This is a genomic window from Providencia sp. PROV197 (genome assembly GCF_028479625.1).
Classification (GTDB): domain Bacteria; phylum Pseudomonadota; class Gammaproteobacteria; order Enterobacterales; family Enterobacteriaceae; genus Providencia; species Providencia vermicola.
In genome coordinates, this window is record NZ_JAMPNZ010000033.1 from 38,602 (window position 1) to 52,882 (window position 14,281).

Consider the following 14,281-nt stretch of genomic DNA (forward strand, 5'->3'; position numbering starts at 1 on the left):
CTACATTTGTAGCGTGAATGTCTTTCTTAATTAAGATCCGCATAGCATAGCGGATCCTCACCGAAAACAACAATAGTTGATTAGCTGAACCTACGGGGGAAGCTGGATATTGCTTTTCGGGGAACGGAGTCAGAATATTTTACTCTGATAACCAAACAACTTAACTAAAAAGTCAGGCAAATGGTAGTGGTTTCTTGAACTATTTCAAATTCAGCGAGTTGTTGTGGATTTTTATTCGCGGATAATCGCAATTTGGTGTGTGAATCGGTGTGAAATTGCAATCTGAAGAGGAGGGAGCCAAGTGGCTCCCTGTAAAAAATTAATGCAAAATTTTCGCTAAGAAATCTTTGGCGCGGTCGGATTGCGGGTTAGCAAAGAACTCTTCTTTTTTACTATCCTCAACAATCTTCCCTTCATCCATAAAAATCACGCGATTAGCCACTTTTTTGGCGAAGCCCATTTCGTGCGTGACCACCATCATGGTCATGCCTTCATTGGCGAGTTCCACCATGACATCTAGCACTTCGTTGATCATTTCTGGGTCAAGTGCTGATGTGGGTTCATCGAACAGCATTGCGATTGGATCCATACAAAGTGCGCGAGCGATAGCAACGCGCTGTTGTTGGCCACCAGATAATTGCGCTGGGAACTTATTTGCATGACTTGCTAAGCCAACTCGTTCTAAGAGCTTAAGCCCTTTTGCTTCTGCTTCCTTTTTATCGCGATTTAACACTTTAACTTGCGCCAGTGTTAAGTTTTCAATAATGGATAAATGTGGAAATAATTCAAAGTGTTGGAATACCATCCCCACTTTAGAACGTAGTTTTGCAAGGTCTGTTTTTTTGCTATTGACTTGAATATCATTCACAAAAATCTCACCCTGCTGAATAGGTTCTAAGCCATTCACTGTTTTTATTAATGTGGATTTACCCGAACCAGATGGCCCACATACGACGACAACTTCACCTTTTTTAACTTCAGTTGTGCAGTCTGTGAGCACCTGAAATTGGCCATACCATTTGGATACATTTTTCAGGGTAATCATGAAACAGTCCTTTTCTTAAGATAATTCACTAACATTGAAGCGCCAAAACTGATAATAAAGTACACCAGACCTGCAAACAGTACCATCTCTACCTGTGTGCCATCTCGCTCACCAATATTTGTGGCGGTACGGAAGAAGTCGGTTAAGCTCAGGACATACACAAGGGATGAGTCCTGAAATAACACAATACCTTGTGTTAATAACAGTGGTACCATCGCTTTAAACGCTTGCGGTAACACGACGAGTCTCATGGTTTGCATTTGTGTCATGCCTAGCGCTAACGCAGCAGAGGCTTGTCCACGGGAAATGCTTTGAATACCCGCACGAATGATTTCGGAGTAATAAGCCGCTTCAAAAAGAGAGAAGGCTATCATTGCTGAAATCAAACGAATATCATTTTTTGGTGATAAGCCTAGAACATTTTGTAATAAGCTTGGAACGATTAAATAGAACCATAACAAGACCATAACGAGTGGAATGGAACGGAACGTATTCACGTAAAGCGCAGCAAACCAGCTAATTGGCTTGAAAGTTGATAAACGCATGACCGCCAAGACGGTTCCCCATAAAATCCCCACTACAATAGCGGTTAATGTGATTTTAGCCGTTACAATAAAGCCATCAATTAAGAAGGGCATGCTTGGGGCAATTGAGCTCCAATCAAAATCATAAATCATTTTATCGCCCTCCTAATGTGCCAGGTAAGCGAACTTTGCGCTCTAATAGCGCCATCAAAATCATAATGACGACGTTAATACCGACATAGGCTAATGTGATTGCGGTAAATGACTCCCATGCGTGAGCTGAGTAATCGAGCAGCTTACCTGCTTGTGCCGCCATATCGACTAAGCCGATGGTGGAGGCAATGGCAGAGTTTTTCACTAAGTTCAACATTTCTGAGGTCATTGGTGGCAAGATCACGCGATACGCATTTGGCAATAATACGTAACGATAGGTTTGTGGCAAGGTTAAGCCCATCGCTAACGCTGCGCTTTTTTGCCCTCTAGGCAGTGATTGTATTGCGGCGCGTACCTGTTCGGTCATACGTGCTGCGGTAAATAACCCCAGACATAACATTGAAGAAATAAAAAATTGATAGTTAGGATCTAACTCCATTTTAAACCAATCGCCAATTGAGCGGGGAAGCAGCTCAGGGATCACTAAATACCACGTGAAGAATTGCACGATGAGTGGCACGTTACGGAATAATTCCACATAAGCGGTACCTAAAAAGGCTAAAAAGCGGTTAGGGACTGTACGTAAAATACCGAAAAATGAACCGACTAAGAATGCGATAATCCATGCGCAAATAGAAAGTGTGACAGTAACTTCTAGGCCAGATATTAACCACCCTAAATAAGTGGTATTCCCAAACGGGGCTTCCTGAAGGAATATTCCCCAATTCCAATTAATTGACATAATTTTGACTTCCTGTGGGCAATTAGATTGTCCCGAATACTGTGAAGAGTGAGCAAGGCGGGGAACGACCGCCTTGCAACCCTTACTTCCAGTAACACCCTGTTTGTCTTTTTTATTAGTTTAGTGCTTTGTCATTTGGCGCTTTAAACAGTGCTTTCATTTCATCGGACAACGTAAACTTCAGATTCAGATTTTTTGGTGGGATAGGTTGGTTAAACCAACGATCAAAGGATTTTTCAGCTTTGCCTGAGGTTTGTGCGGTTGCGATAGTTTCGTCAACCAGTGCTTTGAATTGCGGGTCGTCTTTACGCAACATACAGCCATAGGCTTCTTCAGTTTGTGGCTTACCAACGATTTCCCAAATTTCAGGTTTTTTCGCTTTAGCACGTTCACCCGCTAGCAGTGCGTCATCCATCATAAAGGCAACGGCACGGCCAGATTCTAAAGTACGGAATGAATCACCATGGTCTTTGGCGCTGATAATGCGCATTTTCATGTTTTTTTCGTCATTTAATTGATTTAACAGGATTTCAGACGTTGTACCAGAGGTTACAACAACGTTTTTCCCTGCTAAGTCCGCAAAATCTTTGACGCCAGAATCGTTCTTAGTCAGTAAGCGTGTACCAACCACGAAAATTGTGTTGGAGAACGCCGCTTGTTTTTGTCTTTCTATATTATTGGTGGTTGAGCCACACTCGAAGTCAAAGGTGCCATTTTGTAACAATGGGATACGGTTTTGCGACGTAATTGGGATTAATTTCACTTGCAGATCTGGCATATTTAATTTTTTCTTCACTGCATCAACGATTTCGTTTGAGTAATCCTGTGAATAACCAACGACTTTCTGGTTATTGTCATAGTAGGAAAACGGTACAGAAGATTCACGGTGACCAACAACAATGACACCGTTATCTTTGATTTTTTTCAGAGTCCCGTTTAGCTCGTCTGCTTGAACTGCGCAGGTCGCACCTAAAATCATCATTGATAATACAAGCTTACTTATACGCATAATTACAGCTCCTTTAGAACATCGGTGTAAACCCGTCATATTTCAAAGGTGACCTGTCATGGAACGAGGTTACACTTGAATGACGTTAGTTTTGTTGTGTTATGTTTGCTGATGTGTCGAGGATTTCGATAACGCCACGATCATCGGCTGTATGTTTTATTATTGTTAAAAAGTAATTAAATTTGTTAACTAATGAAAATGGATTGTTTCAATTTCGGGAGCTATCTCGCATATTATTTGGTGCATTCTTGAATCAGCGCACTAATATGGTGAATAACGACTAAAAATTGTTTAAAACTGATAATCGCGCACTGTTAGGGTGCAAACTATCGCCACTTTCATTCCTGTATAAGATGTAGCAATTTCTGTGCCGAGTTTTAGAGATAGGTAAGTTTTTGTTTATCGAAAAGGGAAATGTATTTGTAAAGTTAGATGATGCTACTTGTACGGAATGTTTTGCTGTGTAAGATGTAACCTCCATTTAACTTATAGATGGCATAACGGTTTTAGTCAAAGTTAGATTTCTACCGTTATTATTGCTAAAGTTGTTTAATTGGTGTTATTTCAGGAAGATATACCGAGAAACGCATGAACAGGCATTTAAAATTAGGTAAAGGATTAGTGATATTCGCCTGTCTGATGGTATTGATTTGTATGAATCAGCGCGCCGTCGGAGAGCGTCTATTTGCCAATTTTTTTGTGCCGAACGTTTTAGTTCACGCACAAAGTCATGCTGGATCTAACCTTACCTATACCGATAAATCTCAATTAGAACAAAGTGATAGCAGTACGCATCTTTCTAGTTGTGAGCTTAGTGCTAAATCATTAATCACTTTGCTACCTGCTGTTATCGAGCCTTTCTTCTTTATGTTTCTTGCTTTAGCTGCATTAATGGTATTTTGCACTAATCTATTTATATCTAGAGCAAACAATGAAGAAAAGCATGCCCCTCCAAGAGTCAGACGACACTTACAGTTTTGTAATCTTCGGAATTAGCGCACAACGAATTTCAATTCGTTGGTGTAATTTATTCTGGAGGAAACAATGCGTTTTTTAATTAATTCATTTTTGATTTTATTTGCTCTATTTTCGAGCAGCTTACAGGCTGCGGATACGGGGTGGCTGCAACCTGCAAAAACTGGGTGGATGAGTGATAACACCCCAATGCATGCTCAAGTGCGTTTGCTGAGTTCGACTCAACAGGACGATGGCAAAATTGATATTTTGCTGGATGTGAAACTCGATGATGGTTGGAAGACCTATTGGCGCTCACCGGGAGAAGGGGGCGTCGCACCTGAAATCGTTTGGTCAACACCCGTCGATACAATAGATTGGCAATGGCCCGCACCTGGGCGTTTTGATGTGGCTGGGGTGTCAACTCAAGGCTATATGGGCGATATTATTTTCCCCATTACAGTCTCTAGCAAAGACAAACTCGATAAATTAACAGGTGTTTTAACGTTATCGACCTGTAGCAATGTCTGTATTTTAACCGATTATCCTTTTGAGCTTGATTTAACGGAGCCAGCCCCCGCTGATTTTACGTGGGCTTTTAACCAAGCCAAAGGGGCCGTGCCACCAACGAGTGGTTTGGTTGAGCAAGCAAAAGCGGGTTTTGCCAATGAAAAATTGGTTATTGAGCTGCAAAAAAATTCAGGTAGTGCATGGATTAAACCAAATATTTTCACTGATGTAGTCGATGGCGCTGTTTTAGGGGTGCCAGTGATTAAAACATCAGGGAATAGCCTTACCGCAATCATTGATGTAAGTGATGATTGGGGGGAGGAATCACCAAACTTAACAGGAAAAACCGTATCATTTGTGGTCACTGATGGTGACATTTCCCAGCAAATTAGCAGTGAAGTGACGCCATTTACTGGCACAATTAGCCCAAATGGAGCAGGAAGTACAATTTCGTTGTGGCAAGTGGTCTTGTTCGCTGTCGTTGGCGGACTAATTCTTAATTTGATGCCATGCGTTCTTCCTGTGCTTGCAATGAAACTCGGCTCCGTATTGATGGTGCCACAGGGTGAACAAAAAACCATTCGTCGTCAATTTTTACTCTCTTCCTCTGGGATCTTAGTTTCTTTCTGGTTACTCGCTCTGTTGATGACGCTGTTACGTGTTGGCCAGCAAGCAGTTGGTTGGGGAATTCAATTCCAAAACCCGTGGTTTATTGGTTTTATGGTTCTAGTTACCGCATTGTTTACAGCAAATTTATTCGGTTTATTCGAAATTAACCTTGGCAGTAAAGCGAATACACGCCTCGCGACAGCGGGGGGACAGGGGAATAGTGGGCATTTCTGGCAAGGCGTATTTGCAACGTTATTAGCCACTCCGTGTTCTGCACCATTTTTGGGCACCGCTGTAGCCTTTGCGCTCGCCGCGCCAATGAGTGAGTTATGGTTAATTTTCACTGCATTAGGTATTGGAATGAGTTTACCTTGGTTACTGATTGCCGCTTTTCCTGCTATTGCAAAATTACTTCCGAAACCTGGCACATGGATGCTGAAATTACGCGCGGTGCTTGGCTTGATGATGTTAGTGTCTAGCCTTTGGTTAATTAGCTTATTAATTCCTCATTTTGGTGCAACCTACTCCACCGCGATTGCCATGATATTCTTAGTCTTGCTGGTGGTCTTTATTGCTATCAAAAAAGGGATAAAAGCGGCTATTTTCCCCTTAGTATTATTTACATTGTTTGCGGGCACTTTTGTTTGGATGACCCAAGGACAGCAGGCAGGAAGTCGCTCATTAGTCAAAGATACAGTGAATTGGCAACCTTTAACTGAGCAGGCAATTACCGATGCCCTAGCACAAAACAAGCGCGTTTTTATTGATGTAACGGCAGAGTGGTGTGTTACCTGCAAGGCAAATAAATACAATGTACTATTAAGAGATGATATTCAGCAGCTATTAGGTGAGCCAGATGTTGTCGCATTACGTGGAGATTGGACCAAACCGTCTCCTGAAATTACTGCGTTCTTGCAAAAACGTGGGCAAGTCGCAGTTCCTTTTAATCAGATTTATGGCCCTAACTTGGCCGACGGCGAGGTGCTGTCAACAATACTTGACCGTGAATCGTTAATCTCAGTTATGAATCAGGCCAAAGGAGCCACAAAATGAAAAAAACAATTTTAGCTGTTCTATTTTCATCTCTCATGATAGGGGCAACAGCTCAAGCCGCCCCATTAACGGCAGACCAAGAAGCGCAAGTGCGTAAATTGGTACGTGATACGTTAGTTGAAAACCCAGAAATTTTGGAAGAAGCTATTGTTGCGCTGCAAGCGAAGCAAGGTGAAAAACAACAAGCGCAGATGAAAGAAACGCTAAAAGCCGAGCACAATGCCTTATTTAACGACCCAACAAGCCCGCGCATAGGTAAAAAAGATGCCAAGTTGGTGTTAGTTAACTTTACCGATTTTAACTGCCCATATTGCAAACGTTTTGACCCACAACTGATGGATATCGTGAAAAAATACCCAGATGACGTTGCAGTGGTGATCAAGTATTTACCATTTAAAGGCCAAACATCGTTAGATTCAGCACAATTAACCATGACACTCTGGCAAGAAGACCCGAAAGCATTTGAAGCATTGCATCATAAATTTATGCAAAAGCAAGGCATGCTGTCAGATGCAAATATCAAAGATGCGCTCAAAGCAACGGGTAACGACAAGCTTAAAGCGAGTGAGAAAAGCCGTGAAGGCATTCGTACAAATATGATGTTAGCAGAAAAACTTGGGGTAAACGGAACGCCTGCAACGCTGGTGGGTGATGAGATGATCCCAGGGGCTATCGATGCACAGCAGTTTGAAGAGGTGGTGAAGGAGCAGCTAGCTAAGCTCAAATAATATCCTCGTTATCCTCGTCATACTTCGCGCTGTGGCGTTGTTGGTTATCCTCGTCATACTTCGTGTTATGGCGTTGTTGGCTGCTCTCGACTACGTGGGTCACATACTTATGTATGCTCCCCACGATAGTCTCGTTTGCCGCCTAGCCTCAACACGAATTATTTAGAGGATAAATTATCTCGTCATACTTCGTGTTATGGCGTTGTTGGCTGCTCTCGACTACGTGGGTCACATACTTGTGTATGCTCCCCACGATAGTCTCGTTTGCCGCCTAGCCATAACGCGAATTATTTAGAGGATAAAAACCAATCATTTTAAATAAATAGCAAGGCATTCATTTCAATTGAATGTTTTGGTTTCTTACATTCTAGATTTGTACTATTTGATAACAAATAGGTTAATAACCTTATGAATAAACTGAAAAAGTGGTCTAAAGAAATTATTGTTTTGGCGATTATTTTATTTATTGCTTTTACCGTCATGGACTTGTGGCGCAAACCACAAGCGCTTGCACCTGTGCTATTGGAGCAACACACTTTGGTTAATGGTGAGACCGTTTCATTGGCTGAACTAAGCAAGGAAAAACCCATATTGGTTTATTTCTGGGCAACATGGTGTGGGGTATGCAATTTAACATCGCCAACGGTATCCGATTTAAGTCAATCAGGTATGCCAATTATCTCGGTTGCAATACGTTCGGGTGAAACACCGCGTTTAATAAAAGGAATGGAAAGCAAGGACTTAACGTTTCCTGTGATCAACGACATTAGCGGGCAGCTTTCCAATGCAGTGGGGGTTAGTGCAACACCAACATTTATGGTGATTGATAACGGTGAATTAGTCAGTTTTACTTCGGGCTGGACCAGTTCTTACGGCTTAAAAATGCGCATGTGGTTGGCCTCATTTTAGTATCTTCATTGTCCCCTTTGGGTTAAAAAAGGGGACTTTTCCGTCTATAAGTTTAATTTATCGTTGTGGTAAACTCATCTGGCATATAAATAATAAAATGGGTGGATGGGATGGTTGTGTTCAAAAAAGTGGTTGGGTTATTGCTAGGTGCGGTATTAATTGCGGGATGTTCCCCCGATGCCGAAGAGAAAAAGCCCGTTGAACAAACATCAGGAACGACTGCAAATTCAGAATTAAAACAGCGTTATGATGAAATAAAAGCCAATTCAACGGAAGAGAAAATTAATGCGTTTAATGCCAAAGGAGACGATGACCCGACGTTATTACGAGAGGTTTTCTTGACCGAAATGGCAAAAGCATTACCGATGTTGATTGACGACGTCACATTATTGACGGAAGTTACGGCAAACCAAAATGGTATGCTGTTTTATCAGTACACCATCAAGGGGATCCCTGATAATGTTCTGGAAGGAAAGAACTGGCAGCAAAATATGCGTGAAATCTTAGATAAAAACTATTGTGGTAAAGACGTTGGCATGAAAATGCTGCATGAAATGTTCCCTGAAGGGATCACACACAATTACCATAAATCAGATAAATTGGTTTTCACCTACATTGTGACGCCAGCTATTTGCCACTAATCTCTTTTATAGTGCCTGATAAGCATTTTTATCAGGCATATCAATAGCTAAAACTCTAAATTGCGAATAAAACGGTAATCGGCTGATTGGGGCTTTAAACGGTATAAATTAGCGGGTCGGCCGCGCTCATGGCGCTTTTTCCCTGTATCAATCAACAAATCAGCTTGCTCTAGCCGGCGCCTAAAAGACTTATTTTGCAATGGCTTACCAATCAAGACTTCATGCACATGTTGCAATTCTGCTAAGGTGAATTCATCGGGAAGGGCAAATCCTGGCACAATGGAATACAGTGATTTTTGTGTTAAGCGTGCTCTGGCTTGTTGGTAAAGTTCTAGATGATCAAAAGCGAGAGAAAGATGCTCAATCTCATCAATCGCCACCCATTTGACGGAGTCCACCGTTTCAATATGCGCGTTGCAGGCTTGGTAAGCGATCAGCGCGGTATAGCACACTGTTACAGACCAACCACGCGGATCGCGTTGGTGGTTGCCGACTGTACAAAGTTGCTCAATATAAGGGGGGATCACGCCTGTTTTTTCGTTTAGTTTGCGCAAAACCGTCTCTTCTAACGTTTGATCACTTTGCTCATCAATAAATCCCCCGGGTAAGCCCCATTTCCCTTTTTCGGGGAAACTTGCTCGTTCAACCAGTAATACCTTCAACGTGTTTTCATGGTAAGTAAACAAAACGGCATCGACAGTGAGTAAAGGTGATAAGTAATCTTTTCTGTCATAGCTAGCGAGAAACTCTTTTTCATTCATATTGTTACCACTCAACGTTAAAGATGAAGTATAGGGCTAAATCATACACGCAAAAACAATTATTGTCATTAAGACATTTAATACTTGACTTGTTTGTGTCTATAGGACAATAATTAATTAAGGTCATAAAGACATTAATGAGGGTTCCACTATGATTAACTTTAAATATTTCAAAGCAGACTCATCCACTTTTGTTATTCAATCAGTGAATGGAAAGGTACGTAAGCAAGGCAAAGGGATCAGTTTTTGGTATAACGCAGACAAAACATCGATAGCCGCTTTGCCTCTCAATGCTCAAGAGGCGCCGTTTATTTTTAATCTGCAAACGGCTGATTTTCAAAGCTTACGAGTACAGGGGCAAATTTCATTTCAAGTCAAAGAGCCTGAAAAAACGGCCGATGTATTAAATTTTAACTTAACTAAAGATGGGAAAGGCTATTCATCTGAAGATCCGTTAAAGATGAGCGACAGGGTAGTACGAGCAGCACAAACAGTGATCCAAGCAAAAATCCAAAGTACATCATTACGTGATGCACTATTAATTAGCCGTTCATTAGTCACGTTGGTTTCCCAGCAGTTAACTGAGCAGTCGGTTATCAATTCATTAGGAATAGACATTCTTGAGGTCTCTATTGCAGCGATTACACCATCGCCAGAAACCTTGAAAGCACTTGAAGCGCAGGCGAGGGAGTCTATTTTAAAAGAGGCGGATGATGCTATTTACGCAAGGCGCAAATTCTCCGTTGAACAAGAACGCACTATCAAGGAAGCTGAATTAGAAACCGATCTTTCTGTTCAAGCAAAGGAGCAGCAAATCGAAGAAGCTCGGTTAGACAATGAACGTAAATTATTACGTGAGCGGGCTGAAATTGAACAAGAGGAACTGGCCGCACAAGTGAATGCTGAAGAGAAACGCCAAGAATTGGTGGCTCTTAGTGTCGGGAACCAGCGTATTCAATCCGATGCGGATGCTTATGCCATTGAATCAAAAATGAAAGCTTATAGCCAACTACCCGTGGAGAACTTAAAAGCGTTAGCCCTTGCCAAAATGGGCCCTGAACAGTTGATGGCGATGGCGTTTGAATCACTGGCTCAAAATGCAGGGAAAATAGGTGAGCTCAATATCTCCCCTGATTTATTCGGTCAATTAATGAAAAAGGGGGCTAAATAATGAAAGTAATTGATGATGCACGTTTTGTTTTGGTTATGCGTAAGACACGCTTACAAGAACTCATTGAACGTTTTAATACATGGCCGCAAGCGAAATTCTATTTAGAACATAACCATGTTGAAGTTGATGATTATCTGCTTGAACATGATTTATACCAGCGACAATTAGTTCAAGCAGAATCAGTACTGAAATCACTAGGTCGATTTCAATTACTAGAAAGAAAATTATTGCCCAGTTATCAATTTTCCAAACAGGATATTGTGGTGGTGATTGGGCAAGATGGCTTGGTCGCGAATACGTTAAAATACTTGCAGGGGCAGCCTGTGATTGCTATCAATCCAGATCCAAAACGCTGGGATGGTAAGTTATTACCTTTTGAAATAGGCCAATTAAAGGAGGTCGTGACTCAAACATTAAAAGGGAAAATGGCGCAAAAGTCGGTCACTTTTGCTGAGGCGATAACGAATGATGGGCAGTCTTTATTGGCGGTAAATGACTTATTTATTGGCCCGAAAAGCCATACATCAGCGCGGTATCTCCTTAACTGGCAAGGTGAACAAGAGTTTCAGTCGTCCTCAGGGATCATTATTTCGACAGGACTAGGGTCAACAGGGTGGTTTCAATCTATTTTAGCGGGGGCTCAGGCTATAACAGGCACGAAAAACCATCCACTTGCGAGTGGATTTGCATGGGGAGATAGCAAGTTACAGTTTAGCGTGAGAGAGCCATTTCTCAGTAAAACAACGGGTATAAAGTGGGTATTTGGAACGATAGAACCTAATAGCCCGTTAGCATTGGAGTCTTTAATGCCTGATAACGGCGTGATTTTTTCAGATGGGATTGAAGAGGATTTTTTGCAATTTAACGCAGGATGTATTGTAACGGTGGGAATTGCTGATATACAGGGGCAACTCATTGCTTAGTTTAATATCACTAGCCTCAATAGACGTTTATTGACTATTGAGGCCAGTTAATAACTCAGTGCTTACGGCGTCGGTTCATTGCAAAACCAAGCACACCAAAGACCACGACAGCTCCCCACATTGGGTAGTTGCTCCAGCGTGCATAAGGGGTTAACCCTGTGGTTGGTGTCACTTCTGTAGCAAGCGTGGCAGTTTTGAATTGTGGAAGCATATCTTGAATAGAACCATCCGCACTGATCACTGCTGTGATACCGTTATTGGTTGAGCGTAATAGTGGGCGACCTAACTCCAAGGAACGCATCCGCGCCATTTGGAAGTGCTGCCAAGGGCCTATGGATTTTCCAAACCATGCATCATTTGAAACGGTAAGTAAGTAGTCGCTATCTGGTTTAAAGTTATCCCTGACCTGCGTACCTAAAATAATCTCATAACAAATAGCTGCGGTCAGATGAATATTGCCAACCGCTAATTGCGCTTGTTCGTAATCACCACGGCTAAAACCCGACATTGGCAAATTAAAGAAAGGGGCGATAGGGCGCAGCAAATCTTCTAAAGGTACATATTCACCAAATGGTACTAAATGGTGTTTGTTATATCGGTTTTTAGACGGGTATAAATACGGTTTTTTATCCCCTAATACAATGATTGTATTATAGAAAGTATATTCACCATCTATTGGCCTTGCATCCACAATCCCTGTAATTAACTGAGTATTTGACTCCGCTAATAATTGGTCGAGAGATTTAAGCCAGGTCTGGTTATCGAGCTCAACGGAAGGCACTGCTGATTCAGGCCAAATAATCAAAGAGGCTTTACCGATATACGGTCTAGAGAGCTCCATGTAGGTGTCTTTGGTTTTTTGTAAAAAGCTGGCTTCCCACTTCATTGATTGAGGAATATTGCCTTGAACCAGTGCCACTTCCATTTTTTTGCCATCAAGGGGGGTGAACCACTGCACATTTTTGGCAATTAATGGGGCAAAAATCAAAACAGCTGCAACTGTGAGGGCAACAAAGCTGCGGCGCAAGATAGCGAGTACTAACAGACCACTGATGCTAAATAATAGCAATGTAACCATTTCCACCCCAAATACAGGGGCGAGTGCTTTCATCGGCCCATCAATTTGGCTATAACCAAATTGCAGCCATGGGAAGCCTGTTAACACCCAACCACGCAGAAATTCGGTGACTTGCCAGAGGGCGGGAGCGGCAAAAACCAAACGCCAAATATTGGCTTTAGGCGCAAATTTAGCCAATAACCCGCCAAATAGCCCTGTATACAGCGAAAGGTAAGCGGCTAATAAAATCACAATAAAGACGTTGACTGGGCCTGGCATTCCGCCGAAATCAGCAATACTGACGTAAACCCAATTGACGCCACTGCCAAATAGGCCAAAGCCCCATGCAAAACCTATCGCAAAAGATTGTTTTGTATTACGTTCTAGGGTGAGTAGCTGGAGAAATAAAATTGAGAGTAGCGCAGCAGGCCAGATGTCAAAAGGCGAAAAAGCCAGTGTTCCACTGGCTCCGAATAATAAAGCCAGCAGTAACCGCAACCACTGGCTTTGATACATAGATGTTGAGTTCATTAAGTCTGTTCTTCTTCCAAAGTAGGAACTGGCGCATCGTCTGGAATTTTCACGTGAAGCAGAAGAATTCGACGACTGTCTGCCATAGCAACTTTAAACTGATAATTATCTATTGTGATGGTTTCACCGCGGGAAGGCAAATGACCAAAGGCCTGCATGACTAAGCCACCAACGGTATCTACTTCATCATCACTAAAATGGGTATTGAACGCCTCATTGAAATCTTCAATCTGCGTTAGTGCGCGGACAGAATAGGAATGACGACTCAATTGGCGAATATCGACATCATCTTGATCGTCGTATTCGTCTTCAATTTCACCCACAATCAACTCTAAAATATCTTCAATGGTCACAAGACCAGAAACACCACCAAATTCATCGATAACGATAGCCATATGGTAGCGTTGGGAACGGAACTCTTTGAGTAATCGGTCTACTCGTTTACTTTCAGGGACAACAACCGCTTGGCGTAAGACTTTGTCGATACTAAAAGGCTCGGCATCCGTACGCATAAATGGCAGTAAATCTTTTGCCATCAACAGCCCTTCAATGTGGTCTTTGTCTTCGCTGATAACAGGGAAGCGTGAGTGAGCAGAGTCAATAATGACATCCAAGCACTCATCAAGCGTTTGGTTACGTTTTAAGGTAACAATTTGGGAACGCGGGATCATAATGTCGCGCACGCGCTGATCCGCGATATCCATAACCCCTTCAAGCATTTCACGGGTATCAGGATCGATTAAATCGTTTTGTTCAGAGTCGCGAATTAATTCGACTAAATCATCACGATTTTTAGGTTCACCATGGAAAAGGTGATTTAACAGTGCAAAGAACCCTTTCTTAGGACCAGGGTTATCGCTACTCGAAGAGTTATCGTCGCTCATGGCGGTTAATTTTTTTTTCCTCAAAAAATACTCGTCATACTTCGAACTGCAGCGTTGTTGGCTGCACTTGGCTACCC

At 42.2% G+C, this 14,281-nt stretch carries 14 protein-coding genes; 7 read left to right on the forward strand and 7 right to left on the reverse strand.

The annotated features are described in order from the left end of the window. Positions 1–319: 319 nt before the first annotated feature. The 4 genes from PR808_RS18220 to PR808_RS18235 form a co-directional block, all read right to left on the reverse strand. Positions 320–1,045: an amino acid ABC transporter ATP-binding protein gene (locus tag PR808_RS18220; RefSeq protein WP_206085267.1), complete on the reverse strand. Its 726-nt coding sequence runs from the start codon at positions 1,043–1,045 to the stop codon at positions 320–322. Next, the gene (gene gltK, locus PR808_RS18225; RefSeq protein WP_206085472.1) at positions 1,042–1,719 is read right to left on the reverse strand and encodes a glutamate/aspartate ABC transporter permease GltK; all 678 of its coding nucleotides are present in this window, start codon (positions 1,717–1,719) and stop codon (positions 1,042–1,044) included. Before gltK ends, PR808_RS18220 begins: the two co-directional genes overlap by 4 nt. A 4-nt stretch (positions 1,720–1,723) precedes the next feature. Beyond that, positions 1,724–2,464: an amino acid ABC transporter permease gene (locus PR808_RS18230; protein WP_206085268.1), complete on the reverse strand. Its 741-nt coding sequence runs from the start codon at positions 2,462–2,464 to the stop codon at positions 1,724–1,726. Positions 2,465–2,579: 115 nt separating this feature from the next. Continuing rightward, complete coding sequence (locus tag PR808_RS18235; protein WP_206085269.1) at positions 2,580–3,473, reverse strand: amino acid ABC transporter substrate-binding protein; 894 nt, start codon at positions 3,471–3,473, stop codon at positions 2,580–2,582. Positions 3,474–4,061: 588 nt separating this feature from the next. On the opposite strand from PR808_RS18235, the gene PR808_RS18240 reads away from it, so the two are divergent. The 5 genes from PR808_RS18240 to PR808_RS18260 all read left to right on the forward strand — a co-directional run bounded on the left by PR808_RS18240 (position 4,062) and on the right by PR808_RS18260 (position 8,877). Next, the gene (locus PR808_RS18240; protein ID WP_206085270.1) at positions 4,062–4,469 is read left to right on the forward strand and encodes a metal resistance protein; all 408 of its coding nucleotides are present in this window, start codon (positions 4,062–4,064) and stop codon (positions 4,467–4,469) included. 48 nt (positions 4,470–4,517) lie between these two features. Then, positions 4,518–6,599, forward strand: a complete 2,082-nt coding sequence (locus PR808_RS18245) for a protein-disulfide reductase DsbD family protein (protein WP_272539842.1) — start codon at positions 4,518–4,520, stop codon at positions 6,597–6,599. Then, on the forward strand, positions 6,596–7,327 hold the full coding sequence (locus PR808_RS18250) for a DsbA family protein (protein ID WP_206085272.1): 732 nt from the start codon (positions 6,596–6,598) through the stop codon (positions 7,325–7,327). Before PR808_RS18245 ends, PR808_RS18250 begins: the two co-directional genes overlap by 4 nt. A 408-nt stretch (positions 7,328–7,735) precedes the next feature. Continuing rightward, positions 7,736–8,236 (forward strand): protein disulfide oxidoreductase, encoded by a 501-nt coding sequence (locus PR808_RS18255; protein WP_206085273.1) that lies wholly within the window; start codon positions 7,736–7,738, stop codon positions 8,234–8,236. Positions 8,237–8,346: 110 nt separating this feature from the next. Next, a complete protein-coding gene (locus PR808_RS18260; protein ID WP_206085274.1) occupies positions 8,347–8,877 on the forward strand; it encodes a protein K in 531 nt (176 codons plus the stop codon). Between the two features lie 47 nt (positions 8,878–8,924). Here the strand turns inward: PR808_RS18260 and PR808_RS18265 are convergent, their stop codons facing one another. Continuing rightward, positions 8,925–9,638 carry an NUDIX domain-containing protein gene (locus PR808_RS18265; protein ID WP_206085275.1) on the reverse strand — a complete coding sequence of 238 codons (714 nt, stop codon included), beginning with the start codon at positions 9,636–9,638 and terminating at the stop codon, positions 8,925–8,927. A gap of 151 nt (positions 9,639–9,789) precedes the next feature. On the opposite strand from PR808_RS18265, the gene PR808_RS18270 reads away from it, so the two are divergent. Together PR808_RS18270 and PR808_RS18275 are read left to right on the forward strand one after the other, a co-directional pair. Beyond that, on the forward strand, positions 9,790–10,809 hold the full coding sequence (locus tag PR808_RS18270) for an SPFH domain-containing protein (protein WP_272539843.1): 1,020 nt from the start codon (positions 9,790–9,792) through the stop codon (positions 10,807–10,809). Continuing rightward, complete coding sequence (locus PR808_RS18275) at positions 10,809–11,732, forward strand: sugar kinase (protein ID WP_272539844.1); 924 nt, start codon at positions 10,809–10,811, stop codon at positions 11,730–11,732. The genes PR808_RS18270 and PR808_RS18275 overlap by 1 nt, the downstream gene beginning before the upstream one ends. A 55-nt stretch (positions 11,733–11,787) precedes the next feature. Here the strand turns inward: PR808_RS18275 and lnt are convergent, their stop codons facing one another. Together lnt and corC are read right to left on the reverse strand one after the other, a co-directional pair. Continuing rightward, on the reverse strand, positions 11,788–13,320 hold the full coding sequence (lnt, locus tag PR808_RS18280; protein ID WP_272539845.1) for an apolipoprotein N-acyltransferase: 1,533 nt from the start codon (positions 13,318–13,320) through the stop codon (positions 11,788–11,790). Then, positions 13,320–14,204 (reverse strand): CNNM family magnesium/cobalt transport protein CorC, encoded by an 885-nt coding sequence (gene corC, locus PR808_RS18285; RefSeq protein ID WP_206085473.1) that lies wholly within the window; start codon positions 14,202–14,204, stop codon positions 13,320–13,322. The genes lnt and corC overlap by 1 nt, the downstream gene beginning before the upstream one ends. Positions 14,205–14,281 lie beyond the last annotated feature (77 nt).